Here is a 24045-nt window from a genome sequence, read left to right as displayed (position 1 = left end):
TGTCGCCGCCGGATCGCCACCCGGCCGAACCCAGCCCGGCAGGGTAGATTCTGCGGATGCCGGAGCTCGTGTACCCGCCCGTTATCGCCACCGCCAAGACGATGTTCCGTCTCCTCGACCTGAAGATCACCATCGAGGGCGCCCACCACGTACCGCGCACCGGCGGGGCGGTGTTGGCCAGCAACCACGTCAGCTACCTCGACTTCATCTTCGCCGGTCTGGGCGCCAACGCGTCGGGTCGGCTGGTCCGCTTCATGGCCAAGGACTCGGTCTTCACGCACCGGATCTCCGGTCCGCTGATGCGTGGCATGCGGCACATCCCGGTGGACCGGCAGGCCGGTGCGGCCTCGTTCCGCGCCGCCGTGAACGCGCTCAAGCAGGGGGAGGTCGTCGGCGTCTTCCCCGAGGCGACGATCAGCCGGTCGTTCACCGTCAAGGAACTCAAGAGCGGCACGGTCCGGATGGCCCGCTCGGCGAAGGTGCCGGTGTTGCCGGTCGCGCTGTGGGGCACCCAGCGGCTCTGGACCAAGGGCCGGCCCCGCACGCTCACCCGCCGGCACACGCCGATCACCATCCTGATCGGCGAGCCGATCGACCCGGCGGACTTCCCGGACCCGAACGTGCTGGCCGCCGAGCTGACCACCCGGCTCAGCGCTCTCGTCGACCGGGCCCAGCGGGACTATCCGGAACAGCCGGCCGGCCCGGACGACGCCTGGTGGCAGCCGGCGCACCTGGGCGGCACCGCGCCCACGCCGGAGGAGGCCGCCGCCCTGGACGCCGCCAGTGAGCACAGCACTCCCCGCGCCTGACGGTCCCGCAGGTGCACCTGCCGCCGCGTCGGACCGCCGGCTTCAGCGATGCCCGGATGCCGCGCCGCCGGCGAGCCCGCCCCACGAGGTCGGCTCCGGCCCCGAGCGGTAGTAGTCGTCCCGCGAGTGGAATTCCACCGGCAGCGAGCCGGGCAGCGTGACCCGGGTTTCCCCGGCGAGGAGGGCGGGGCCGGCCCGCAGCAACAGCGTGTCGCGCTCCTGCGCCGAGAGGTCGACCAGTTGAGGGTGGGTGAGCCGGAACATGGCCACCGCCCGGCGGACCTGCTGGGCCAGCGCCACGACCGCGCCGGCCGGCCCGCCGAGGGCCAGCGCCGGCTGTTGGATGGTGCGTAACGCGTCGCAGACGATCAGCAGTTGCGACGGCCCGTCCTGCTTGGTCGCCGGCAGTTCCAACCGGGAGGGCCACTGCCAGCGGATCTGCCCGCTCATCAGGCCGTTGAGTCGAGCGGAGGGCCGTGCCCGGGTCGTGTCGTCGACGACCAGCGACAGGTGCGATCCGCTGCCCACCCAGCAGATCCGCTGGTCGGTGATGGTCACCGCGACCGGCTCGGGTAGCTGCCAACGGCGCTGCGCCTCGCTCGGACCGAGCAGGTAACCCGCGACCAGCAGGCGGTGGCGGCCGAGGACCCGCTCGCCGGGGACCGGACGCAGGCTGTAGCGGCGGTCCAGGGTCGGTCCCACATCGTCGTCGGGCGCGTCGAACCGGTGGGGACCGATGAAAAAGGGGGACGCGTCGGCGTGCATCGTCACGACCTCCCGGTCAGCTGGCTGTGATGAGAAGCCTGTCGGATCGGAGGGCCGCTGTCATGACGCCTGTTAGGGGGTCGGCCGGTCGTGCGTCGCCTGTGACCGGTAGATGCCGATCTCCTCCGGGCGGACGAGGCCGTCCTCGATCGCGCGGGCGAGGAGTGCCGCCTTTGTGGCGGCTGGCCGCCCCGCCCGGGTGTACTTGATCCGCGCACGGTCCACGTACTGCTTCACCGTGTGCTCGCTGATCTGCATCCGGCGGGCCACCGAAGCCTTGGACATCGACTGGAACCAGAGCAGCAGCGCCTCACGTTCCTTGTCGGACAGCATCGGCCGGTCCGGCCGGGGGTCGCCGACCATCGCCCCGGCCAACGCCGGCGGCACGTACGGGCGGTCACTCGCGGCGGCCAGCACGGTCGCCACGCAGTGCTCCCGCCCCTCGTGCTTGGCCAGGAACGCCGCCGCCCCGGCGTCCAGCGCGGCGAGCATCGTCTGCGGGTCGGTGTGCTCCGAGTAGACCACCACCCGACGCCCGGCGGCGCTCAGCTCGGCCAACTTGTCCAGCGCCATCCGCCCGTGCAGTCGCAGGTCGAGCAGGATGACATCGGCGTCCGGCGCGGCCCGCAGCACCTCGTCCGGGTCGTCGCCGGTGGCCAGCACGGTCAGACGCGGTTCGGTGGCGAGCCAGGCCCGTACACCCTCGACCACCACCGGGTGGTCGTCGACGATCGCCACCCCGATCGGCCGTTCGCCGGTCATCGCCGCCACCGGGTCTGCGCCCATCTGATGTCCCCGTCCCGTTCGTAGAGGTGCTCCACCTGCCCGTCGTCGTGTTCCGCGAGTGGTGGCCCGGTCGCCTCCTGCCCCTCCCGTTCCGGGGTGACCAGGCTGACCACCACCTCGTTCGGGCCGGAGACCACTGTCAGTCGGGCCCAGCCGTGGGCGTCGGCGAGGGTGGCGGTGAGCGGGTCGGCCAGCCGACGCCGGATCTCCACCGGCAGTGGCGGCGGGTTGCCGATGGTGACCAGGTCGATCGGTAGGCCGTTGCGTTCGGCCAGGTCGGCGGCGGCCCGCAACTCGTGCAACAGCGGGTCGGGCACGTCGTCGGACTCGGCGATCAGACGGCGTAGCCGGGCGGCAGCCAGCACGCTGCGGCGTTGCACCTCCGGGTCGTCCGGATCGGCCTGACCGGAGGCCAACTCCCCGAGCACCCGCCCGGCTGCTGAGCTGACCAGTGCGAGCCGGTCCCGGCGGTCTCTTCGGCCACGTTCCGCGGCGTCGCGCTCCGCCGCCAGCGCATGGCCGGCAGCCGAGACGGCGGCCCGTTCCCGGGCCAGGGCGACGATCGCGGTGCTGCCCACGAACACCGCCACCGGTAGGGAGAACGTGCCGTAGACGTACATGACGTAGCGGGCCACGTCGGCCGGGTCGGCTCCGTGCCTGAGCACGGCGACCAGCGCGATCACCGCATGCGTGCTCAGCAACGCGATCAGCCCGACGACCCGGCGACCCCACACGGTCAGCACGAAGAACCAGCCGAGCGTGCCCCACACCCAGTTGGCGGCGGTGAACAACTGCCCCTCGCCGGCGGCGGCGAAGACGACCGCGTCGACGACGAGGAGAAGCCCGGCCAACGGCCATGGCGGCAGCGGCGAGCCGCGTAGCAGTCGTACCCCGGCCACCCCACCGACCACCGCGACCAGCACCCAGGCACCGAGCACCACGGCCGGCGCGGCGAACTCCGTGCGGGCGGCCAACACCGCCGGCAGCCCGATCGCGACATGCCAGGCCAGCGCGATGGCGACGGCGGCGATCCGGGCACCCCGGTCGGACGCGTGCGCGACGGCCGCCGGCGCGGCGAGCCCTTCGGCGACCACCGGCTCCCGGGGCGCCGGCACGCTGGTCCGGTCCAGTGCCTCCAGTTCGCCGGCCTGCGTCGGCGTGCCGAGGTCAGCCGACACCGGGCCACTCCAGTCGGATCCGGGTGCCCGCGCCGAGTGTCGAGTGCACGTCGGCCCGTCCGCCGACCGCCGCCATCCGGCCGCGGATCGACTCGCGTAACCCGTACCGGTGAGGTGGGACGGTGGCCGGGTCGAAGCCGGGACCGTCGTCGGCGACCTCGACCACGACGCCGATCGCGTCCCGGCTCATCCGCAGCGTGACCTGCGCGCCCGGCGCGTGCCGGACCACGTTGGACAGCGCGGCGTAGGCGCTCTCGCCGATCGCGTCGGCCACACCCGCCGGGACCGCGTACGCGTCCAGGTCCAGGCGCACCGGAAGCTCGGGCAGGCGGTCCGCCGCCAACCGCAGCCTCTCGTCCAGCGGCACCGGGCCGTCGCCGGCCACCGGGCCGACGTCGGTGAGCGCCACGAGGGTACGCAGGTCGGCGGCACATCGTTCGCGGAAGGCGGCCGAAGGCCCGTGCACCGCACCGAGCCCCACCATGGTCAACGTGCCGAGCACGGTGTCGTGCAGGTCGCGGTTCTGCTGGCGTTCGGCGTCGCGGGCGGCCCGCGCCACCAACGATTCCCGGGTCAACAGTTGATGCTCGACGAAGGCGCGGTCCGCCCGGCCGATCCGTCGGCGCATCACCCCCGCCATCATGGCCGTGCAGGCGGTCTGCATCAGCAGGGTGGCCGCGTGCGCCCGAGCCTCGGCGGGATTGCCGGCCGCCTGCGCACCCGTCGCGTACGTCGCGACGACCAGCAGCCCGGCCGGTATGGACCAGCGCGCCGGGGCGGTGGCCTGCGTGTTGATCACAGTGGTGCTGGCCAGCACGGCGATCCAACTGCCCTCGCCGGGCAGGACGCCGGGCGCCACCAGGACGGGGATGAGGAGGCAGGCCAGTGCGGTGACGGCGACGTCACCGGCGACCAGGTGCGGGCCGATCCCGTGGCGTAGCGCGCGGTGCGCGTACCAGATCGACCAGCCGGTCAGCGCGGCCACAGCGGGCAGCAACACGGCTGGCTCGACCGGCGGGGTTCGCACCGACAGGGCCACTGCCGCGCCGACCACGCCGCAGGTCAGCCGCAGGATGGCCGGCAACGTGGTGAAGATGAGGCCGAGCGCCCCGCCGGCCGGGTTGTCCAGCGTGGGCGGCGGCACGGAAGGAGCGGCAGTGGCCGGCATCGGGAGGTGTCCTTCCGACAACGACCCATCCGGGTCCGCGCGGGCGGAGATCGACATCGGACAATAGCATGCTTTACTGCGAGCGCTGACTAGTTGAGTGCATAGTGTCGCTAATGTGTCACTCTGTGCTGCGGGGTTGGAGCAGGTCCCACCGGTTGCCGTAGAGATCGGCGAAGACCGCCACCGACCCGTACGCCTCGTGGCGCGGCTCCTCCAGGAAACGTACGCCGGCGGCCACCATCCGGGCGTGGTCCCGGGCGAAGTCCTCGGTGTACAGGAACAGCCCGACCCGGCCGCCGGTCTGGTCGCCGACCCGTGCACGCTGCTCGGCGGTGCTCGCCCGGGCCAGCAGCAACGCCGTCTCCCGGGCACCGCTCGGGCGGACCACCACCCACCGCGAACCATCCGGTCGGGCGCTGTCCTCCACCAACTCGAAACCGAGGCCACCGACGTAGAAGTCGATCGCTTCGTCGTACTCCCTGACCAGCAGTGCGACAAGTCCCAGATGTGCCATTCGGCCATCATCCCGGCGGGCGTCGCGGGCCGAACCGGCGGCATGCCCACCGGTCGCCCACGTCACCCGGCCGGCCGCGCTCGCCTTGCCTCACGCCCCCGATTCGTCAGGCGAACCCGATAGGGGTGGACCGGATGAACCAGTTGACGTGCCGCTGACGCTCGTCCACGGCGTTGCCGTAGTCGATGGCCGCGTACCGGCGCCCGGTCTCGGGCATCGTGAAGCTCTCCTGCTTCTCGACTCCCGTGCCGGCGACGATGCGCACCACATGGTGGCCCGGGGCGACCCGCACCGGGAACAGGACCCAGTTGTGCTGGCTCCCGACCGCGAAGTGCCGATCGACGATCTTCGTGCCGTCGATGCCGACCGTGAGGGCGACCGGGTCGTCCGCGAACGACTGGTTGCTCACCCAGAGATGCAGATCCGCCTGGTCCCTCTCCACGAGACGCACGGCCGCGGCGTCCGGGCTCTGCGACACGGCTTGGCGCGGCGGTGGGGGGCCGTCTTCCTCGGTGCACCCCGTCGTGGCGAGGAGCACCGTCACGGTGAGGGTCGCGGCACGCAGTCGGTCCATTCCGCTGTGACGCCCGAAGGTTGTTGTCGGTTCCGTTCCTCAGCGCGGAACCGAGCGTGCCCGTCGTCCGTCCCATCCTCGGGTGGAGAGGTGGTGAACCGGATGCGCTCGTCCCGGACGGCACTGGCGATCGCGCTGCTCGGCGTGGCCCTGGGTGGTTGCGGTGGCACGACAACGGCACCGGGCGGGGGCGAGGAGCCCGGCCCGGCCGAGATCGTCGACGGGTGGACCTCCTGTGCCGAGGCGGCACCGCGGGCTGGCGAGGTGATCACCGGGCGGGGCACGCAGACGTCGGCGCCGGCAGTGCCCGAGCCGACGATCGGACGTATCGACCCGGCGTTCACCCCGGTCGCCGTGGTGCTCTGCGGGCGGCAGATCCGGCCGGGTGCCGGCGGGGGGCAGGAGCAGGCCGCCACCGAGCGGCGCGCCGAGGACATCGATGGGCTGCTCGCCGCGCTGCGGCTGCCCGACCAACGGGCCGACGGGGAGATCGCCTGCACCCTCGACCTGGTCATCCCGCCCTGGTTGGCCCTCGTCGACGAGCGGGGGCGCTGGCTGCGGCCGTACCTCCCGACCGACTCCTGCCGCAAGCCGCGTACCGAGGTGACCGCCGCACTGGCCGGGCTGTCCTGGAAGACGGTGGACACCCGTACCGTCGGGCAGGTCGAATCCCCGGCGGCCGAGGCCGCCGGATGCGCGCAGCGGTGGTCGGACATGGTGTGGGTCGAGACCCGCCACGGCCGCCCGGGGCCCCCCGCCGCGGCCGTGTCGCCGGCCGCCGGGCCGCTGCGCCTCTGCGTCTACGAGGTGCCCGCGTCGCAACAGGGCGGCGACAAACCGGCGGGAGATTTCGTGTACGGCGGGCCGCTGCCCGCCGAGCGCCAGGCGGGCGTGCTCCGCGGGCTGTCCAACCGTCGAGCGGTGGTCGACTGCTCCACCCCGGCGTCCCGTTTCGCGGTGCTGCGTCCGCTGGACGGGACCGCCGGACCCGACCGGTACGTGGAACTCGACGGGTGCCTTCGGTTCCTGGTCGCGGCCCCCGCCGGTGGCGCGCAGCTCGGTCAGGGCGACGACGCACTGGCCAAACTGCTGGGACCGGTCTGACGGTCGTGGGGTCGCGCTACCGTCCCGTTCATGGCAGCTCGGATCTCCCTGACCCTCGACTCCACCGACGCCCAGGTGCTCGCCGCGTTCTGGAAGACCGCCCTGGGCTACATCGACGAGCCACCAGCACCGCACTCCGCCACTCGGGAGGAGTTCGACCTACCGGAGGACGAGCCTCCTGAGCACGGCGTATGGCTGTGCGACCCGGACGGGGTCGGCCCCTTCCTCTCCATCCTCAACGTCCCCGAGCCCAAGACCGCGAAGAACCGGCTGCACATCGACATCCGGGTGCCGGGCCACGGCAGTCCCGACGAGCGGTGGGCGCGGATCAGGGCCGAGGCCGCTCGTCTGGTGCAGGCCGGCGGGAAGGTCCTGGAGGAGGTCCACTGGCAGCACGTGGTGATGGCCGACCCGGAGGGCAACGAGTTCTGCGTGGCGGCAACCTCAGCCTGAGGCTCTTACGCGCGCGCCAGGCCCTCTCACGCGCCAGAGCTGGCAATCTTGGACAGTTTCCGTTCCGTCAGAACGGAAACTGTCCAAGATCTACCCCGCCAGCTCTCTTCCGCGCCCCGACGAGCGCCGCTGGCACGATCGGACCCCGGCAGGCGTGCCAACACCCTGCTGGGTCCGAGGGGTGTCACCAGGTGTCCGGGCGGTCGAGGTCTCCGGCCTGCTGGTAACCGCCGAGGATCGTCAGGCCCTCCGCCTCGGTGTAGCCGCTGCCCCAGCCCTTGCGGAACGCCTCCACGACGCAGGGTCTGACGGTCATCTCCAGCACGTCGCTGCCCTGCCGTCGGGCCCGGTAGGGGCCCGCGACGAGGTCACCGGATCTGGCTTCGTAGCCGTCCGGCGCGCGCTGCGCCCGCACTGTCAACCAGCGACCGGCATCGTCACCGACCACGAGTGAGCCGTCCACGAAGCGACTGTCCTGCGAGCGGCCGAGCGTGACCGAGCATCCGAGCAGCCGTCCGCCGGATGGCAGCGACTCCAGGCGGAACGGCACGACGCAGCGGTGGGCACTGTCGAACCGGACCCGGGCGGCGGTGCCAGTCGCCTCGTCCTGGGTGGTCGCGTACGTATCCAACTGGGCCCACAGCCCGTCGGCGGGCTGCCACCGCACGAACCACAGTTTGCGATCACCGGACGGATCGAACCAGGCGACCCCCGGGCGGTCACCGACCCGCGCCTCGGTGCGTGGCTGCGGTCGCCCGGCCGAGGACAGCGTCTGCTGCAACCCGTCCAGCGCCGTCGCGCTGCGCGCCAACGCGAAACGTGCCTGCCCCTTCGGGCCCCGGAACTCGACGCTCTCGATGCCGCGACCGGCGGTCCACGTCGCGTGCTCGGCGCCGTCGACCAGGGCGTTGGTCGAGAAGTGCACAGTGCTGGGATCGGCACCGACCTCCTCGGGTCGTGTGGCGGCACCGCTCTGGCCAGAGGCTTCCGGCAGCATGAGCGCCGCAGCCGGCATGATCGGGTCGTCGCTGCCCCGACCGGTGGGGAACGCCAGGACGACCGAGGTGACGGCGACAAACGCCGCTGCCACGCCCCCGGCGATCAGCCCACGCCGACGCAACTTGAGCCGGCGACCGCGATGACGGGCCTGCTCCACGATTGGCGTCGGGTCGACGTCGCCACCCGCGCGGTGCTGGAGAGTCGCGGTGAGCTGCTGATCGAGGTCACTGAACATCAGAACTCTCCTGTCCGTGCGGGGGTTGGCGCTTCCTGCCGCTTGCGCAGCGTTGCCAGGGCGCGCTTCGCGTGCGTGCGAACGGTGCCGGCCGAACAGGCCAGGATCTCGGCGATCGACGAGTCGTCGAGATCCTCGTAGTAGCGCAGCACGATCACGGTGCGCTGACTCCTCGGCAGCTCACGGACGAGCCGCCACAACGCGTCACGCTCGGCCACTACGGCCGCCTCGTCCGCGGCGCCCGCCCGGTCGGTCACCGCCGCGACCGAGACCTCCCGACTGCTCCGCCGCCGCCACCACGAGTGGTGGGCGTTGACGAGCATCCGACGGACGTACGCGTCGGGCCGGTCCGTCCGGGAAATACGCCCCCAGCGGGCGTACGCCTTGGCGAGGACCTCCTGAACCAGGTCCTCGGCTCGATGCTCGTCATCGGTCAGCAGTCGGGCGAGCCGCACCAGCGCCGAAGTGCGAGCGAACGCGTACTCCTCGAACGTCACGCCCTATTAACGCCGTAGGGCAACCGGCCCGTAGACACCGGCCGGGCGGTTCTTGCCCCGGCCTCCGCACTCAGGGGCAGCAGGTTCTGCGGCAGGCCGGTTGGCATCGGTCCACGTGGCACCTGTAGAGCTGCCCCATCTATGGGGCGGCGGCAGGAGCGGGAGCACCTCGCGTGGACATCACCATTCCGCCGTGCGGACGTCGAACAGTTGCGACCCCGCCTACTTGTCGCTGACGTAGGTGCCCCGCTGCGGCACGGTCATCACCAGGCCGCGCTCCCGCAGGAGGCGCACTGCCGCGCGTACCGTGCCGCGAGCGACGCCGTACTCCTGCTGAAGCGTCGATTCGCTCGGAATCGGTCGGCGAGGTTGCAGCTCTCCGGCCTCGATCCGCTTGGCGATCACGTCTGCGAGCTGAACGTACATCGGCGTCGGAGACAGTGGATCGATCATGGACGCAACCTAGGGCACGTACATGAACGTCCAGGTCGTCGGTACGTCTATAGACGTACAGGTACGTACAGCGCTACGGTCAACGCGAGAAGCGTGACGGACCGTAGGAGGCTGGATGCGAAGGGTGCGCTATGACGAGTACCTGCTGTCAGTGGCGCTGACCCTCGCGCGGCGTCATCGTCCACGGTGGAGCTGGTCGCAATGGCGTTACATGTGCCGCTGTGGCGCGCAGCTCCCCTGTCGATCCCGTCATCGCATCCCGATCAACCGGGGGCACTGGCCCGGTGAAGACCAATGACGCGGCACGGGCCGGTCCTGCCGATCTGGCTGTGTGAGGTGTGCGACCGGCCATGGCCCTGTTCTCCACGACGCGATGAGCTGATAGGCGAGTACGCCAACGCTTCACGCTCGCTGACTCTCTACATGGGCACGTGTCTGGCGTCCGCTCGGCAGGACATGAGCTGGGCCCCGCCGGACGCCCTCCGGCACCGCTTCCTCGGGTGGATCCCGTGACCACCCTCAAATCCGGCGATGTCGTGCTGATCGGGTCGGCGTGTTCGGTGCAGTTCAGCCGTGATCGGGCGCTCCGCATTCGGCTCGTGTCGATCGGCGACGTCGACTCGTACCACGGCTGGGTGTGGCTGACGGGCTACGTGCTTGACGCGAAGGGCGCAGCTACGGATCGAAGGGAGGTCTACGTGCAACGAGCAGGGATCATCGTCGAGCAGAAACCGCCGGCTTCGCTACCCGCAGGTCGGAGCGGCCTGCCAGTCTCGTCTCAGACCCGTGTGATTCGAGAACGGGGCGGGCTTGCCCGAAGAACGGGCTAGCTTTCGGTGTCGCGGCAACTGCCGAGCGATGCGTGCAGACGATGCCGTCAGAGCTGCTGGACGATCTGGATCGGGTTGCCGTCCGGGTCAGCCACCCAGGCGATCAGCAGGCGATCGAGCCACCGGTGCGGTGCGACCAGGGCGGGGGCGCCCTTCGCCGTGAGTTCGGCGTACGCGGCGGGGGTGTCTTCGGTCCAGAGGATCACGGCGGCCCGCTGGCCCTGGGGTACCGGGTCGAGCCCGTGATCATCACGGGTGGAGGTCACCGAGGCGATGCCGATCTTGTAGCCGTCGAGCACGAGATCGACGTGAACGGGCTCGCCCTCGGTGGGCACCCGGAAGGTCTCGGTGAAGCCCAGGCCCGCGTAGAACTCGGCGGTGCGGGACACGTTCTCGCTGAAGAGGATCACCTGAGGAGCGCGGAACATCGACACGGCCCGACGCTATCAGCGCAGGGTTTGCCGCAACGACGCTGGTAGCGAGCAGGAGGAGAGCGGTGCGCCCGGCAGGATTCGAACCTGCGGCCTTGGGATTAGAAGTCCCCTGCTCTATCCGCTGAGCTACGGGCGCGTGTGGCGTGGGTGTCGCGCCCAGAGGGTACCGCCGTCCTGGTGCCCGGCGGCGTAAAGGGTGCCCGCGTCCACGTTGCCGAGCAGGGTCTCACGTCGGCCCTGCGGCGGGCATCCGGGTTACCCGGAACCGGTGTGACCGTGGACCGTACCGTTGCCTGGTGTTGCTGGATTCCGACTCCGAGAGCGACGTCGCCTACGAGCTGTGCCAGGTCGTCGGTCGCGCCATCCTGCCGTACCGGTCGGGCGACGCCTTCGGCACCGCCTTCTTCTTCCAGGACGGTGACGACCCGGTGGGGGAGTCGCTGCTGACGGCGGCCGACCTGGTGGGCGCGTCGGGTGGTGAGCTGGGGTTGCGGGCGAGCGTCACCGAGCCGGCCGGGGTCGCCCCGGCGGTCGTGTCCGAGGCCGAGATCGTGCCCGGCTGGGCCCGTTTCCCGGGTGACGGGGTCGCGGTGTTGCCGACCGGCGGCCTGCACCGCTACGCCGGCGACAGCGGCTGGCGCTGGCGCGTCCAGCCGGTGCCGGCGGGGATCGCCGCCGGGCCCGAGGTGGTCGCCCGCCTCGGCGCCGACGCCGGTTCCGCTTTCGTGCTGGCCCTGGGGGTACGCGAAGACGGCTCCCGGCCGCTCGAGGTCGCGATCGAGCGCGTGGTCCGCGCCGGGGACGCCGTGCGGATCACCACCGAACTGCCACCTGGGTACGTCGGCGCGCCGGTCTTCATCGTGCAGCCCGACGCGACGGGGGAGGTCTCGTTGTACTGCCTCGGGCTGGTGCTACCCGGCGTCGACGGTCACCCGGTGGCGACCTTCGACCGGATCCGCGCGGTCCTCCCGGTGACGCCCGGCGACGTCTGAGCGACGTCCCGGACCGCCGCCCACTCTGCTCAGCCGCGCTGGTTGGGCACACGCCTCTGGTCGGCGGGGGCGGTGGGGCCGGCGGCGAGGAACGCCTCGGCCCAGCGGCCCACCTCGTCGAAGACCTTCTTCCGTACCGCGGGGCCGGAGAGGGTGAGGTCGTGCAGCCCGCCGTCGAAGCGGGCGAGGGTGACGTGGCGGCCGAGGCGGGGCGCGTACCTGACCATGTGTTCGACGTCCAGCACGGCGTCGGCCAGGGTCGCGTTGTCGTTCCAGCGGGTGCCCCGGAAGGAGCGGGTCGAGCAGGCCAGCAGCACCGGCGCCTGGATGTCCAGGCCGGCGCGCAGCCGGCGTTGACCGGTGCGGATCGCGTTCAGCCAGCCCGCCCGCACCGGGAACCCGGCCAGGGGCTTCCACGCCAGGTCATAGGTCCACTCGCCGCGGTGGTCGGAGTGGAGGCTCTCGCCGTACACAGTGCCGAGCCCGAACGGCAGGATGCGGTGCGGCGCCCTGCGGCCCAGCCGGGCGACGGCGGCCGCGAGGGGTCGACGGACCGCCCAGGGAGCGTTCAGGTCGAAGAAGGGGCTGTTGAGCACCAGGCCGTCGACGGTGCCGGAGTCGCGGCGGGCGTCCGCCCAGAGCGAGAGGATCAGGCCGCCGGTGGAGTGGCCCATCGCCAACAGGGTGTCGTGGCCGTCGTCCTTGCGGATGATCTCGGCGGCGGCGTCCAGCTCGGGGAAGTAGTCGCTGATGTCGCGGCAGAAGTTCGGGGTCTGGCCGGGAAGCAGACTGCGACCGTATTTGCGCAGGTCGAGCGCGTAGAAGTCCCATCCGCGCTCGGCGAAGAAGTCAGCCAGGTGGGTCTGGAAGAAGTAGTCGACGAAGCCGTGCACGTAGAGCACGGCCCGCCCGGTCGGGCGCTCGGCGCGCCGCCGGACCAGTGTCGCGACGACCGGGCCCTCGTCGTCGGTGCCCAGGTCGATCGTCTGCCGCTCGTACGGCGGCCCCAACACGTCCGGTTCCACGACCGCGACGCTACGCCGCCAACCTACCCAGCGGTAGCCCACGCCCCCGCGCCCCCGCAGCCCTCCCGCCCGCCCCGGTCGATCATGGAGTTGTGGTGGCCCGCAAAAGGGGTGATTGTGGATCGAGTGCCCACCACAATTCCATGATCGACTCGGAGGGGTGAAAGTCAGCTCAGTTCGGCGTCGGCGTCGGCGCTTCGCGGCTCGGGTCGGCGGCCGGGATCTGCTCCTGGTCGTTTTCCGGGTTCAGCTCGGCCTGCGGTTGCGGGAGGTCGCGCAGGTGCTTGTTGTGCCGGGGCTCCTGGCGGGTCTTCGCGTCGTTGAGTCGGCGGCGCAGGTCGTCGCGGACGTCGTTGAGCGCGGCGTGCAGGTCCTCTTCCGCGGAGGTGGTGACGATCTTCTGTCGGCCGGCGATCCAGCACTCCAGGGTGACCTTCTGGCCACGGGCCTCCCGGTCCTTCACCGACACCTCAAGCTCGGTGGCGTCCGCGTGGAAGCTGGCCAGCCGGGCGTCGAGGGTGGCGAACTGCTCGGCGATCCAGTTGCGGTCACCCTGCGAGAACCCGGCACCAACCCGCAGGCACTCGGCCACGGTGGCGGGGTTGGCCACGGCGCTCATCGCCGCGCCTCGGAAGCGTTCGCGGAGCCGATGTTGGTGATCATCATGGCGCTGACCTCTCGTCGACGTGCAGCTGTCGGTGGTGCGTTGATCAAATCCATACCCAGTTCGGGCAGCCCCGGAAACCGCCGACGGTCATCCGGGCGGGTCGGGCGTACCACATCGGGGCATGATCAGGGCTTTGTCCACAGGTGGGTTCGTCGTCCACAGGTCGCGGATGGGCGCTGGTGGCGGTCGCCCGCAGCGCAGAGGCTCGGTGTCGAGTCGACTCGCGCTGGCAGGCCCCGATCTTCCCTGGAGGGACGATGTTCGACACTTATGTCACTATTGTCGGTAATGTTCTGACCGCACCCGAGTGGCGGCGCACCACCCAGAGCAACACCCTGGTGGCCAACTTCAAGGTCGCCTCGACCGCCCGACGGCTCGACCGCGACACCGGCCGGTGGGTCGACGGCAATTCGCTGCGCGTCCGCGTCAACTGCTGGCGCAAGCTCGCCGAAGGGGTGGCTGCCTCGGTCATGGTCGGTGACCCGGTGGTGGTCTGCGGCCGGCTCTACACCCGAGACTGGACCGACGACGCCGGCAACCACCGCACCCTCTACGAGTTGGAGGCGGTCGCCGTCGGTCACGACCTGTCCCGGGGCCGAGCCCGGTTCCTGCGCAACCGGCCCAGCGTCGCGACCAGCACCGTGGAGGACGCGGAGGCCGAGGGCCGTGTGCACGGCGAACCGACCGAGCCGGTGCCGGCCGAGCAGGCGCCCGTGCTGTCCGACGACCGCGCGCTGGACGACGAGTTCGAGTTACCCGACTACGTCGCGGTGCGTACCAGCCCGTTCCTCGACGCCGATGGCGCCGCGACCGGAAGCCAGATCGGCCCGGCCAGCGTCCTGCCGGACCTCGACGACGAGTTCGCCCCTCCACCCGGGGAGGACGACGATCACACCGACGACGACTCGGACGACGAGTTGGCCTCGGCACCCGACGACCGTCAGCCGGAGCCCGCGCCGACCGGTCGGGGGCGGCGCGGCCGAGGCCGGCTGCCGCAGCCGGCCTGACCGGTCGGTCCGGCCACCGCGGGTCGGGCCACAGCCGGGCGGTCAGCGGTCGGCGGTCTGCGGCGTGGTGGAGGCCGGACGGCACGACGGGGGCGGGGTGGCGGCGCGAGCGGCGTCGCCACCCCGCGTGGCGGCAGCCTGCCCAGGGCTGGTCCGTCCGGGCGATGCGCGAGCCGCACGTGGGTGGTGAGGCACCGTGGGCCGGGCTGGTTCACCGGGTGCTCGTCTAGGCTGGCCGGCCGGAGGTGGTGCGGGTGCGACGAACAGCGCCGGTGGCGAACGCGGTGGGGTTGCTGGCCGGGTACGCGCTGGACAGGCTGCTCGGTGACCCGCGCCGGTGGCATCCGGTGGCCGGCTTCGGTCAGGCCGCCGGGGCATTGGAACGCCGCCTCTACCGGCCGGACCGGTCGGCGGGTACGGCGTTCACCGCACTGGCCGTGGGTGCTCCGGTGCTGCTCGGGGTGGCCGCCGCGGCGGCTACCCGGAACCGGCCGGTGGCCCGCGCGGTGCTCGTGGCCGCCGGCACGTGGAGCGTGTTGGGTGGGCGCACGCTGCGGCAGGAAGCCACCGTCATGGGTCGGACGCTGCGCGCCGGTGACCTGCCCGCTGCCCGTCGACGCCTCGGTCACCTCTGCGGGCGTGACCCGTCGACGCTGGACGAGTCGGAGCTGGCCCGCGCCACGGTCGAGTCGGTCGCCGAGAACACCTCCGACGCGGTCGTGGCCCCGTTGGTCTGGGGTGCGGTCGCCGGCCTGCCCGGGCTGCTGGGCTACCGCGCGGCGAACACCCTCGACGCGATGGTCGGGCACCGGTCGGCGCGGTACGCGCGGTTCGGCACCCCGGCCGCGCGGCTGGACGACGTGCTCAACCTGGTGCCGTCCCGGCTGACCGGGCTGCTCACCATCGCCGTCGCGCCTGTCGCACACGGGGATCGGCAGCAGGCGTGGCGGGTGTGGCGGCGTGACCGCAACGACCACCCGAGCCCCAACGCCGGTCAGTGCGAGGCGGCGATGGCCGGGGCGCTCGGCGTCCGTCTCGGTGGCCGCAACGTCTACTTCGGGCGCTCCGAAGTGCGGCCCTTCCTCGGCGACGGCCCCCGCCCGGAGGCGCGACACCTGAAGCGCGCCGCCCGGATCTCCGGCGCGGTCGGGCTGGCAGCGGTCGGGCTGGCCGCCGCGTACCCGGTGACCCTCGGCCGCCTGGCCGGCGCGCTGGGCCGGCGTGGGCTGGGCGCCGTGGGTCGGCGTGGGCTGGGCGCCGTGGGTCGACGTGGGCTGGGTGCCGTGGGCCCGCGTGGGCTCATCGCCGTGGGCCCGCGTGGGCTGGGCGCCGTGGTGCGTCGCAGCGGGCTCGGTGTCGTGGCCGGAGGGCGCGGGCTGGCTGCGGTCGGCGAGCACGAGCGGCGGGCTGGCCGGGCGGCGCGGGGGAGCAGCCGGTGAACGGCGGCCTGCTGGTCGCGGGCACGACCTCCGACGCCGGCAAGAGCGTGCTCACGGCCGGGATCTGCCGCTGGCTGCACCGCCAGGGCGTGAAGGTCGCCCCGTACAAGGCGCAGAACATGTCCAACAACTCGGCGGTGGTCGTCGGGCCGGACGGGCGCGGCGGTGAGATCGGGCGCGCCCAGGCCATGCAGGCCGCCGCCTGCGGGCTCGCACCCGACCTGCGGTTCAACCCGGTGCTGCTCAAGCCGGGCAGTGACCTGGCCAGTCAGGTGGTGCTCCTCGGCGAGGCCGTCGACACCATCACCGCCGGCACGTTCCGGCACCTGCGTCCCCGCCTCGCCGAGACCGCGTACGCGGCGCTGGCCGAGCTGAGGGACACGTACGACGTGGTGATCTGCGAGGGTGCCGGCAGCCCTGCCGAGATCAACCTGCGGGCCGGTGACTACGTCAACATGGGGTTGGCCCGACACGCCAACCTGCCCACCATCGTGGTCGGCGACATCGACCGGGGCGGCGTATTCGCCTCGATGTTCGGCACCGTGGCGCTGCTCGACCCCGCCGACCAGGCGCTGATCGCCGGCTTCGTGATCAACAAGTTCCGGGGTGACCTCGGGCTGCTCCAGCCCGGGTTGGACATGCTGCGTCACGTCACCGGCCGCCGCACGTACGGGGTGGTGCCCTGGGCGCTGGACCTGTGGCTCGACGCGGAGGACTCCCTCGCCTACGGCCGGGTGCTGGGCCGCCCGGCCGCCCCGCACGGCACCGAATGGCTCGACGTGGCGGTCGTGCGGCTGCCCCGGATCAGCAACGCCACCGACGTGGAGGCGCTGGCCGCCGAGCCGGGCGTCCGCGTACGCCTCACCATCGAACCAGCCGAACTGGCCGCCGCCGACCTCGTCGTCCTGCCCGGCTCCAAGTCCACTGTCACCGACCTCGCCTGGTTGCGCGAGACCGGCCTCGCCGACGCGGTGACCGCTCACGTGGCGGCGGGCAAACCGGTGCTCGGCCTCTGCGGCGGTTTCCAGATGCTCGGCCGGGCCATCCACGACCCGGTGGAGAGCCGACGGGGCAGTGTGCCGGGGCTCGGCCTGCTGCCCATCGAGATCACCTTCGATCCGCGCAAGACCGTCCGGCAGTCGGCGGGCACCGCGCAGGGCGGCCTCCCGGTGCGTGGCTACGAGATTCACCACGGGTACGTCTCGCAGACCGAACCCACCCTGACTCCACTGCTGACCGGCGACGACGGTGTCGGCGAAGGAGCCGTGCTCGGGGTGGTGCACGGCACGCACTGGCACGGGGCGTTCGAGTCCGACGAGTTCCGCCGATGGTTCCTCACCGAGGCGGCTCGCCTCGCCGGCCGTACCGGGTTCCGGGTGGCACCGGCCACCAGCTTCGCCGTCGCCCGGGAACGCTCGCTCGACCTGCTCGGCGACCTGGTCGAGGAACACCTGGACACCGACGGGCTCTGGCAACTCATCGAAGCCGGCCCACCCGCCGGCCTCCCGTTCATCCCACCAGGCCCGCCACCGTCCTGACGGCCCGTCGCCCTATCCCGCCCGGCGGGCCACCGTCCTGGCGGCCCGTCGCCCTATCCCACCCGGCCGGTCACTCCTGACGGCCGTCCATTTCATGCGGAGCGCCACCGGCCTGACGGCCGTCCATTCCATGCGGAGCGTGGGGTGCGGGCAGCGACGAGTGATCGTGCTCGATCCTTGTTGTAGTGGCCTCATGGGCGACGGGAGGGGCCTCTTCCCTGGATCGAGCACGATCTTGAACCGGCCGCCTGAGCGGATGGGCGTGACTAGGTGAGTGGTGAGGTTCAGCCGGGTGGGCGGGTGGGGCAATCAGGGGCGGATGTCGGCGGGGCGGTCGGTCGTCGGCAGGCCGGCGGCCAGCCAGGCGTCAACACCGCCGATCATGTCGGTTGCCCGGCGCAGCCCGAGGGTCTGCAGACTGGCGGCGGCCAGGCTGGAGCTGTAGCCCTGCCGGCACACCAGCACGATCTCCCGGTCGTAACCGGTGGCCTCCGGGATCCGCCAGGCGCTGGCCGGATCGAGTCGCCATTCCAGTACGGTCCGGTCGATGACGACAGCGCCCGGCAGGTCGCCCTGTTCACGGCGTTGCAGCTCGGTGCGGGTGTCGACCAGCAGCGCACCGCCGCGGACCGCCTCGACGGTCTGTTGCGGAGTCAGTCGGTGCAGCCCGGCTCGGGCCTGTTCGAGCAGGGCGTCGATACCGGGGCTCATTACGTCTCGGAGCACCACCCGATGATGCCGATTCGGTGGCAGCCACGGCGGCGAACGGGCCGCCCGTCACCCGTCGCCGCCCCAATTCCCCCGGACGTGACGGCGGCCGGCCAGGGGCGGTCAGCCGGACGTGTCAGTCCGCCCGGCGGGCGCGCAGAGACCGATGATCCACTCGGCTTCACGGAATCGCGGTGTCCCAGCGACCTGGATACCGCGATTTCGATGATCCGGAGTCGATAGCCCTGTCCAACGGCCCTGGCGGCATACTGCGGTGATGCACGACGCGAGGCTGCACGACGCGAGGCTGCACGACGCGAGGCTGCACGACGCGAGGCTGCACGACGCGAGGCTGCACTGAATCCGGAAACTGGTCGGCCGACCGTGGCGGTTGTCGAGGCGTACGCCGAATTGGCTTGTCGGGTGCTCGCGGGCCCGGCACGGTTGGGGCGGACCCGGCTGGTCGCGGTCGACGGGCCGAGCGGCGCGGGCAAGAGCCGGTTCGCCGCGCGCCTCGCGGACGCCCTGGCGTCGCTGTCCGGCGGCCGACCACCGGTGGTGCACACCGACGACCTGCTCGACGGGTGGGACGACCAGGTCACCTTCTGGCCCCGGCTCGACGAGGGGGTGCTTGGCCCGCTGCGTGCGGGGAGGCCGGGGGCCTACCAGCGGTACAGCTGGGTGCGGCGACGCTTTCTGGCCCGACCGGTTCCGGTTCCGGTGGCGTCGGTGTTGGTGCTGGAGGGGGTCAGCGCGGCGCGGGCGGTGATCGGGCCGGAGCTGACCCTGGCGGTGTTCGTCACCGCGCCCGCGCCGTTGCGGCTGGCTCGCGCGGTCGCCCGGGACGGGCCGGAGATCCTGCCCGAGCTGCGTCGATGGCATGCCGGGGAGCGGGCGCACTTCGCCGCCGACGACACGGCGAACCGGGCGGACCTGCTGGTGGACGGCGCGCCGGTGCTCCCGCACGATGCGGACCGGTACTACGTGCGCCTGCGCTGAGGGGGCATGGACGTCCGCCATCGGCTACGGCACGATGCGAGATGGCCGCCATCGGCACGGTGCGATGCGGAAGGCCCGGTGTGCGAAGACCAAGGGCACGGCGATCGGGGGACTCATCATGTCGGCAACGGACACGCCCGCGCGGCGCCGGATCACTCTCACCGGCATCAGTTCGCGGGCCTGGGAACATCCGGCCGACCGGGGCGCCCTGGTCGCGCTGCGGGAGCTGCGCGGCTTCGACGACGTGCTGCGGGCGTTCTTCGGCATGTGGAACGAGCGTGGCTTCCGCCTGTCCGTGCTGGCCTCGGGAATCCGGGTCGACCACCGGCAGTACCCGGCGGTGTGGCAGCGCTACACCGAGGCCGCGGCGGCCCTGGACGTGGTCGAACTGCCCGAGCTGTACGTGACCCAGTCGCCCTGGTTGGGTGCCGAGGCGGTCGGCCTGGAACGGCCGTTCGTCGTGCTGAACTCCGCGTGCGTGCAGCAGCTCGACGAGGACGAGCTGCGCTGCCTGCTCGGCCACGAGCTGGGGCACGTGGGCAGCGGACACGCGGTCTACAAGACGATGCTCATGATCCTCACCCGGTGGGCGGCCAACCTGAGCTGGTTGCCGGTGGGCGCGATCGCGCTGCGGGCGATCATCGCGGCGATGCTGGAGTGGTGGCGCAAGGCGGAACTCTCCGCCGACCGGGCCGGTCTGCTCGCCGGCCAGGATCCGGCCGCCGCGCTGCGGTTGCTGATGAAGCTCGCCGGCGGCGGGGACCTGTCCCAGGTCGACACGACCGCGTTCCTGGAGCAGGCCGCCGAGTACGCCGGCGGCGGCGACCTGCGCGACAGCCTGCACAAGATCCGGATGACGGCGTGGAGCACCCACCCGGTGCCGGTGGCCCGGGCGGCGCAGCTGCGGCAGTGGATCGACTCCGGGGCGTACGGGCAGGTGCTGGCCGGGGACTATCCGCGCCGCGACGACGACAACTCGACCAGCCTGACCGAGGAGATCAAGGCGGCTGCGGAGTCGTACCGGGAGGAGTTCAGCCGGTCCAGCGATCCGCTGGTCGGGTTGCTGCGCCGGCTCGGCGACGGTGCCAGTGACGTCGGCGAGTGGGTGGGCGGCACCGCCGGACGGGCCCGCTCGTGGGTGGACGCCGCCACCGAGGCTGCCGGTCGCGCACACCGCGCCGGCCGGGCCGCCCCCGGCGCGCAGGCGGGCAGCGGTAAGGCGGGCGGAGGTGACGGTACGGGCTCCGGCGGCACACCCCGGTAAGGCCGGCATACGATGCCGGTCATGACCTCACCGATCATGTCCGAGTCCGAGGTGCGGGCCGCCGTCGAGCGGGAGATGCCCGGCGTCCGCGCCGACCTGGAACGCCTCGTCCGCATTCCCGGCATCGCCTTCGAGGGCTTCGACCATTCGCACGTGGAACGTTCCGCCGAGGCGGTCGCCGAGTTGCTGCGCGGCTGCGGTCTGGACGTCGAGATCGTGCGTTCCGGCGGTCAGCCCGCCGTGATCGGCCGTCGGGCCGCCCCACCCGGTGCGCCCACCGTGCTGCTGTACGCCCACCACGACGTGCAGCCGGTCGGCGACCGGTCGCTGTGGGAGTCCGACCCGTTCGAGCCGGTGGAGCGCGACGGTCGGCTCTACGCCCGGGGCGCGGCCGACGACAAGGCCGGCATCATGGCGCACGTCGCGGCACTGCGCGCGTACGGGGACGCGCTGCCGGTCGGTGTGGTGCTCTTCATCGAGGGCGAGGAGGAGTACGGCTCCGACTCGCTGGAGCAACTGTTGATCGAGCACCGCGACCAGATCGCCTCGGACGTCATCGTGATCGCCGATTCCGGCAACTGGGACATCGGCGTACCGGCGTTGACCACCTCGCTGCGCGGCATCGTCAACTGCTTCGTCGAGGTGCGCACGCTCGACCACGCCGTGCACAGCGGCATGTTCGGCGGTGCCGTGCCGGACGCGCTCACCGCGCTGGTCCGGCTCCTGGCGACCCTGCACGACGACGCCGGTGACGTGGCCGTGGAAGGGCTGGTCGCCCGGGTGGGCGCCACCGTCGACTACCCCGAGGACCGGGTGCGGGCCGAGGCCGGGCTGGCCGACGGCGTGCAGTTCATCGGCACCGGCCGGATCACCGACCGGATCTGGACCAAGCCCGCGCTGGCGGTGCTCGGCATCGACGCGCCGGCCACCGGCGAGGCGCCGAACGCCCTGGTGCCGGCCGCGAAGGCGAAGCTCAGCATCCGCCTGGCCCCGGGTGACGACCCCAAGCGGGCGTACGCGGCCGTGCGCGCGCACCTGGAGAAGCACGCGCCGTGGGGCGCCCAGGTGGCGGTCAGCTTCGAACACGACGGCAACCCGTGTGTGATCGACGCGTCCGGGCCGATGTTCGACGCCGCCCGTTCGGCCTTCCGGGCCGCCTGGGACGGCACCGACCCGGTGGACATCGGCATCGGTGGGTCGATCCCGTTCATCGCGACCTTCCAGGAGATGTTCCCGAAGGCGGCGATCCTGGTGACCGGTGTGGAGGACCCGCACGCCCGCGCACACGGCCCGAACGAGAGTCTGCACCTGGGGGAGTTCGCCCGGGTCTGCCTCGCCGAGGCGCTGCTGCTGGGCAACGTCGCCGCTGCGGGAGGCGCGGGCCGTTAGGCCAGCACCCTCACCACACCCAAGATTCGCGCAACATCACTGTTGTTGGTGCCTCCCGCTTCTCGGAGGCTGCAACAACCGGGAAGTTGCGCGGATCTTGGCGGCGGGGTGGGTGGGGCGGGTCGTCCTGCCCCGGCAGTTGGGTACCGACACGGCAACTTTGCGCTTGATCTGGCGCTTTACGGCGTGTCGCATGGTCAGCTGTTATAGCCTTTCGAACATGAGTACGAACGAGGTGATGGCCCGGTTGGGGGCCGCTGTCAGCGCGTTGGGGGACGTCGACGTCTCCGCGTGGTCCGAGGACACGCTCAACGAGCAGCTCGGTGAGCTCTCCGCCGCACTGGTCGCCCTCGACTCGGTGCTCTCCCGCGTCGCCGGCGAGGTCCGCGCCCGGGGGTTGCGCATCGAGGAGCCCGTCTCGGCGTAGGGCCTGTTTCATGAGGACTGGCCGGCCTGCGGCGGGACCGCGACGCCGCCGGATCGCCGCCCGGACTCCCGCCTCGGCTCGACCGCCCTCATGAAACAGGCCCTGATCGTCGTCCGCATGGGCGGGCGGCACCCTGCCGACACCGCCCGGGCACGGCAATGCCCGGGCGGTGTCGGTGGTGACTGGCAGGATGAGCTGCGTGCGGTTTCTCGACCTGGCGGCCACCTCCGCCGCCGTCAGCGCCACCAGCGGCCGGCGGGCCAAGGTGGAGCTGCTCGCCGATGCGCTGCGCCGGCTCGACCCGGGCGAGGTCGAGCCCGGCGCCGGCTATCTCGCCGGTGAGCTGCGCCAACGGCAGACCGGGGTGGGCTACGCGAGCCTGCGTGACCTGCCGGCACCGGCCGCCGAGCCGACGCTGACCGTGGCGGCCGTGGACGCGGCCATTGAGCAGATCTCCGTCGTGCGGGGCACCGGTTCGCAGGCCCGCCGGCGGGCACTGCTCGAGGCCCTCTACGCGGCGGCGACCGTCGACGAGCAGCGCCTGCTCACCGGTCTGTTCAGCGGGGAGCTGCGCCAGGGCGCGCAGGCGGGGTTGCTCGCCGACGCGGTGGCCCGGGCCGCCGAGGTGCCGGTGGCGACCGTCCGGCGGGCCCTGCTGCTCGCCGGTGACCTGCGCGCCGTGGCGGTGGCCGCGCTGGCCGGAGGAGCCGCGGAGCTGGCCGGGTTCGGCCTCCAGGTCGGCCGGCCGCTGGCACCGATGCTCGCGCAGAGCGCCCCCTCGGTCGACGAGGCACTCGCCGCGACCGGCACGCCGGCGGTGGTCGACGTGAAGCTCGACGGCATCCGCATCCAGGTGCACCGCTCCGGCGCCGACATCGCCGTCTTCACCCGCAGCCTCGACGAGATCACCGCGCGAGTGCCCGAGGTGGTCGCCGCGGTCCGTGCCCTGCCGGGCCGCGAGTTGGTGCTCGACGGCGAGGCGATCGGTCTGGACGAGACGGGCCGCCCGTTGCCGTTCCAACAGACCTCCAGTCGGGCCGCCCGACGCACCACCCCCAGCACCACAGGGGGCACACCTGTCGCCCCGGCGGTGCTCGCGGCAGCCGCCAGCACCGGCGCGACGGTGCTCACTCCGTACTTCTTCGACCTGCTGCACCTCGACGGCGAGGATCTGATCGACCTGCCCGGCCGGGAGCGGTGGGCCGCGCTCGCCGGTTCGGTGGATTCGTCGCTGCTGGTCGGCCGGATGGAGGTCGACGGCCCCGAGCAGGCCGCCGCCGCGTTCGCCGCAGCCCTCGACGCCGGGCAGGAGGGCGTGGTGGTCAAAGCGCCGGACGCTCCCTACGACGCCGGCCGGCGCGGTGCCGCCTGGGTCAAGGTGAAGCCCCGGCACACCCTCGACCTGGTGGTGCTCGCCGTCGAGTGGGGCAGTGGTCGGCGCAAAGGCTGGCTGTCCAACCTGCACCTGGGTGCCCGCGACCCGCACACCGGCGGCTTCGTCATGCTCGGCAAGACGTTCAAGGGGCTCACCGACGAGTTGCTGCGCTGGCAGACCGAGCGCTTCCTCGGCCTCACGGTGGAGCGCGGCGACTGGGTGGTCCGGGTCCGACCAGAGCAGGTCGTGGAGATCGCCTTCGACGGGGTGCAGACCAGCTCCCGCTATCCCGGCGGGATGGCGTTGCGGTTCGCCCGGGTGGTGCGATATCGCGACGACAAGTCCGCCGCCGAGGCGGACACCATCGACGCCGTCCGGGCCATCCACGCCGGCCGAGTCACCGGTTGACCGGCAAC

25 protein-coding genes, 1 tRNA gene and 1 pseudogene are annotated in these 24045 nt (G+C 72.2%); 13 read left to right on the top strand and 14 right to left on the bottom strand.

From position 1 onward, the window contains the following. Nucleotides 1–56 precede the first annotated feature (56 nt). Nucleotides 57–809: a lysophospholipid acyltransferase family protein gene (locus tag O7614_RS27560; protein WP_278141319.1), complete on the top strand. Its 753-nt coding sequence runs from the start codon at nucleotides 57–59 to the stop codon at nucleotides 807–809. 42 nt (nucleotides 810–851) lie between these two features. Here O7614_RS27560 and O7614_RS27555 read toward each other — a convergent pair whose 3' ends face one another. From O7614_RS27555 to O7614_RS27530, 6 genes are all read right to left on the bottom strand, one after another. Next, complete coding sequence (locus tag O7614_RS27555) at nucleotides 852–1574, bottom strand: hypothetical protein (RefSeq protein WP_278141318.1); 723 nt, start codon at nucleotides 1572–1574, stop codon at nucleotides 852–854. 72 nt (nucleotides 1575–1646) lie between these two features. Beyond that, entirely contained in the window at nucleotides 1647–2360 is a 714-nt protein-coding gene (locus O7614_RS27550) for a response regulator transcription factor (RefSeq protein ID WP_278141317.1), read from the bottom strand. Beyond that, nucleotides 2333–3475, bottom strand: coding sequence for a hypothetical protein (locus tag O7614_RS27545; RefSeq protein WP_278142399.1), 1143 nt, complete (start codon nucleotides 3473–3475; stop codon nucleotides 2333–2335). The genes O7614_RS27550 and O7614_RS27545 overlap by 28 nt, the downstream gene beginning before the upstream one ends. Nucleotides 3476–3527: 52 nt before the next feature. After that, entirely contained in the window at nucleotides 3528–4706 is a 1179-nt protein-coding gene (locus O7614_RS27540; RefSeq protein ID WP_278141316.1) for an ATP-binding protein, read from the bottom strand. A gap of 118 nt (nucleotides 4707–4824) precedes the next feature. After that, complete coding sequence (locus O7614_RS27535) at nucleotides 4825–5220, bottom strand: VOC family protein (RefSeq protein ID WP_278141315.1); 396 nt, start codon at nucleotides 5218–5220, stop codon at nucleotides 4825–4827. Nucleotides 5221–5326: 106 nt separating this feature from the next. After that, complete coding sequence (locus O7614_RS27530; protein ID WP_278141314.1) at nucleotides 5327–5794, bottom strand: hypothetical protein; 468 nt, start codon at nucleotides 5792–5794, stop codon at nucleotides 5327–5329. 102 nt (nucleotides 5795–5896) lie between these two features. On the opposite strand from O7614_RS27530, the gene O7614_RS27525 reads away from it, so the two are divergent. Together O7614_RS27525 and O7614_RS27520 are read left to right on the top strand one after the other, a co-directional pair. Beyond that, nucleotides 5897–6898, top strand: a complete 1002-nt coding sequence (locus O7614_RS27525; RefSeq protein ID WP_278141313.1) for a hypothetical protein — start codon at nucleotides 5897–5899, stop codon at nucleotides 6896–6898. A 30-nt stretch (nucleotides 6899–6928) separates the two neighbouring features. Further along, nucleotides 6929–7351, top strand: coding sequence for a VOC family protein (locus O7614_RS27520; RefSeq protein WP_278141312.1), 423 nt, complete (start codon nucleotides 6929–6931; stop codon nucleotides 7349–7351). Between the two features lie 184 nt (nucleotides 7352–7535). On the opposite strand, the gene O7614_RS27515 is transcribed toward O7614_RS27520, so the two are convergent. The 3 genes from O7614_RS27515 to O7614_RS27505 form a co-directional block, all read right to left on the bottom strand. Then, the gene (locus O7614_RS27515) at nucleotides 7536–8585 is read right to left on the bottom strand and encodes a hypothetical protein (RefSeq protein WP_278141311.1); all 1050 of its coding nucleotides are present in this window, start codon (nucleotides 8583–8585) and stop codon (nucleotides 7536–7538) included. Beyond that, nucleotides 8585–9082: a SigE family RNA polymerase sigma factor gene (locus tag O7614_RS27510; RefSeq protein WP_278141310.1), complete on the bottom strand. Its 498-nt coding sequence runs from the start codon at nucleotides 9080–9082 to the stop codon at nucleotides 8585–8587. Before O7614_RS27510 ends, O7614_RS27515 begins: the two co-directional genes overlap by 1 nt. A gap of 222 nt (nucleotides 9083–9304) precedes the next feature. Further along, on the bottom strand, nucleotides 9305–9535 hold the full coding sequence (locus O7614_RS27505; protein ID WP_278141309.1) for a GntR family transcriptional regulator: 231 nt from the start codon (nucleotides 9533–9535) through the stop codon (nucleotides 9305–9307). Nucleotides 9536–10044: 509 nt separating this feature from the next. On the opposite strand from O7614_RS27505, the gene O7614_RS27500 reads away from it, so the two are divergent. Further along, nucleotides 10045–10365, top strand: a complete 321-nt coding sequence (locus O7614_RS27500) for a hypothetical protein (protein WP_278141308.1) — start codon at nucleotides 10045–10047, stop codon at nucleotides 10363–10365. A gap of 47 nt (nucleotides 10366–10412) precedes the next feature. On the opposite strand, the gene O7614_RS27495 is transcribed toward O7614_RS27500, so the two are convergent. Together O7614_RS27495 and O7614_RS27490 are read right to left on the bottom strand one after the other, a co-directional pair. Further along, nucleotides 10413–10793 carry a VOC family protein gene (locus O7614_RS27495; RefSeq protein WP_278142398.1) on the bottom strand — a complete coding sequence of 127 codons (381 nt, stop codon included), beginning with the start codon at nucleotides 10791–10793 and terminating at the stop codon, nucleotides 10413–10415. Between the two features lie 69 nt (nucleotides 10794–10862). Further along, nucleotides 10863–10935, bottom strand: a tRNA-Arg gene (locus tag O7614_RS27490). 160 nt (nucleotides 10936–11095) lie between these two features. On the opposite strand from O7614_RS27490, the gene O7614_RS27485 reads away from it, so the two are divergent. After that, the gene (locus O7614_RS27485) at nucleotides 11096–11791 is read left to right on the top strand and encodes a hypothetical protein (protein WP_278141307.1); all 696 of its coding nucleotides are present in this window, start codon (nucleotides 11096–11098) and stop codon (nucleotides 11789–11791) included. Nucleotides 11792–11820: 29 nt separating this feature from the next. On the opposite strand, the gene O7614_RS27480 is transcribed toward O7614_RS27485, so the two are convergent. Together O7614_RS27480 and O7614_RS27475 are read right to left on the bottom strand one after the other, a co-directional pair. Continuing rightward, entirely contained in the window at nucleotides 11821–12816 is a 996-nt protein-coding gene (locus O7614_RS27480; RefSeq protein ID WP_278141306.1) for an alpha/beta hydrolase, read from the bottom strand. A gap of 172 nt (nucleotides 12817–12988) precedes the next feature. After that, the gene (locus O7614_RS27475; protein WP_278141305.1) at nucleotides 12989–13435 is read right to left on the bottom strand and encodes an HPF/RaiA family ribosome-associated protein; all 447 of its coding nucleotides are present in this window, start codon (nucleotides 13433–13435) and stop codon (nucleotides 12989–12991) included. A 305-nt stretch (nucleotides 13436–13740) separates the two neighbouring features. On the opposite strand from O7614_RS27475, the gene O7614_RS27470 reads away from it, so the two are divergent. From O7614_RS27470 to O7614_RS27460, 3 genes and pseudogenes are all read left to right on the top strand, one after another. Next, nucleotides 13741–14490, top strand: coding sequence for a single-stranded DNA-binding protein (locus O7614_RS27470; RefSeq protein WP_278141304.1), 750 nt, complete (start codon nucleotides 13741–13743; stop codon nucleotides 14488–14490). 254 nt (nucleotides 14491–14744) lie between these two features. Beyond that, a pseudogene (locus O7614_RS27465) lies at nucleotides 14745–15710 on the top strand (cobalamin biosynthesis protein); the annotation flags it as partial. A 215-nt stretch (nucleotides 15711–15925) separates the two neighbouring features. Further along, nucleotides 15926–17467 carry a cobyric acid synthase gene (locus tag O7614_RS27460; protein ID WP_278141303.1) on the top strand — a complete coding sequence of 514 codons (1542 nt, stop codon included), beginning with the start codon at nucleotides 15926–15928 and terminating at the stop codon, nucleotides 17465–17467. 309 nt (nucleotides 17468–17776) lie between these two features. Here O7614_RS27460 and O7614_RS27455 read toward each other — a convergent pair whose 3' ends face one another. Beyond that, nucleotides 17777–18178 carry a rhodanese-like domain-containing protein gene (locus O7614_RS27455; RefSeq protein WP_145785474.1) on the bottom strand — a complete coding sequence of 134 codons (402 nt, stop codon included), beginning with the start codon at nucleotides 18176–18178 and terminating at the stop codon, nucleotides 17777–17779. A 381-nt stretch (nucleotides 18179–18559) separates the two neighbouring features. Here O7614_RS27455 and O7614_RS27450 point away from each other — a divergent pair, with 381 nt between their 5' ends. From O7614_RS27450 to O7614_RS27430, 5 genes are all read left to right on the top strand, one after another. Further along, on the top strand, nucleotides 18560–19174 hold the full coding sequence (locus O7614_RS27450) for a hypothetical protein (protein WP_278141302.1): 615 nt from the start codon (nucleotides 18560–18562) through the stop codon (nucleotides 19172–19174). 118 nt (nucleotides 19175–19292) lie between these two features. Continuing rightward, nucleotides 19293–20438, top strand: a complete 1146-nt coding sequence (locus tag O7614_RS27445) for a M48 family metallopeptidase (protein ID WP_278141301.1) — start codon at nucleotides 19293–19295, stop codon at nucleotides 20436–20438. Nucleotides 20439–20474: 36 nt separating this feature from the next. Next, nucleotides 20475–21827, top strand: a complete 1353-nt coding sequence (locus O7614_RS27440; protein ID WP_278142397.1) for a dipeptidase — start codon at nucleotides 20475–20477, stop codon at nucleotides 21825–21827. A gap of 220 nt (nucleotides 21828–22047) precedes the next feature. After that, nucleotides 22048–22254 (top strand): hypothetical protein, encoded by a 207-nt coding sequence (locus O7614_RS27435; RefSeq protein WP_030333429.1) that lies wholly within the window; start codon nucleotides 22048–22050, stop codon nucleotides 22252–22254. A 190-nt stretch (nucleotides 22255–22444) separates the two neighbouring features. Next, nucleotides 22445–24037 carry an ATP-dependent DNA ligase gene (locus O7614_RS27430; protein WP_278142396.1) on the top strand — a complete coding sequence of 531 codons (1593 nt, stop codon included), beginning with the start codon at nucleotides 22445–22447 and terminating at the stop codon, nucleotides 24035–24037. Nucleotides 24038–24045 lie beyond the last annotated feature (8 nt).

It is taken from the genome of Micromonospora sp. WMMD961, assembly GCF_029626145.1.
Lineage (GTDB): Bacteria > Actinomycetota > Actinomycetes > Mycobacteriales > Micromonosporaceae > Micromonospora.
The sequence above is the reverse complement of the archived record's forward strand: the minus strand, read 5'-3'. Positions and strand labels throughout refer to the sequence as shown.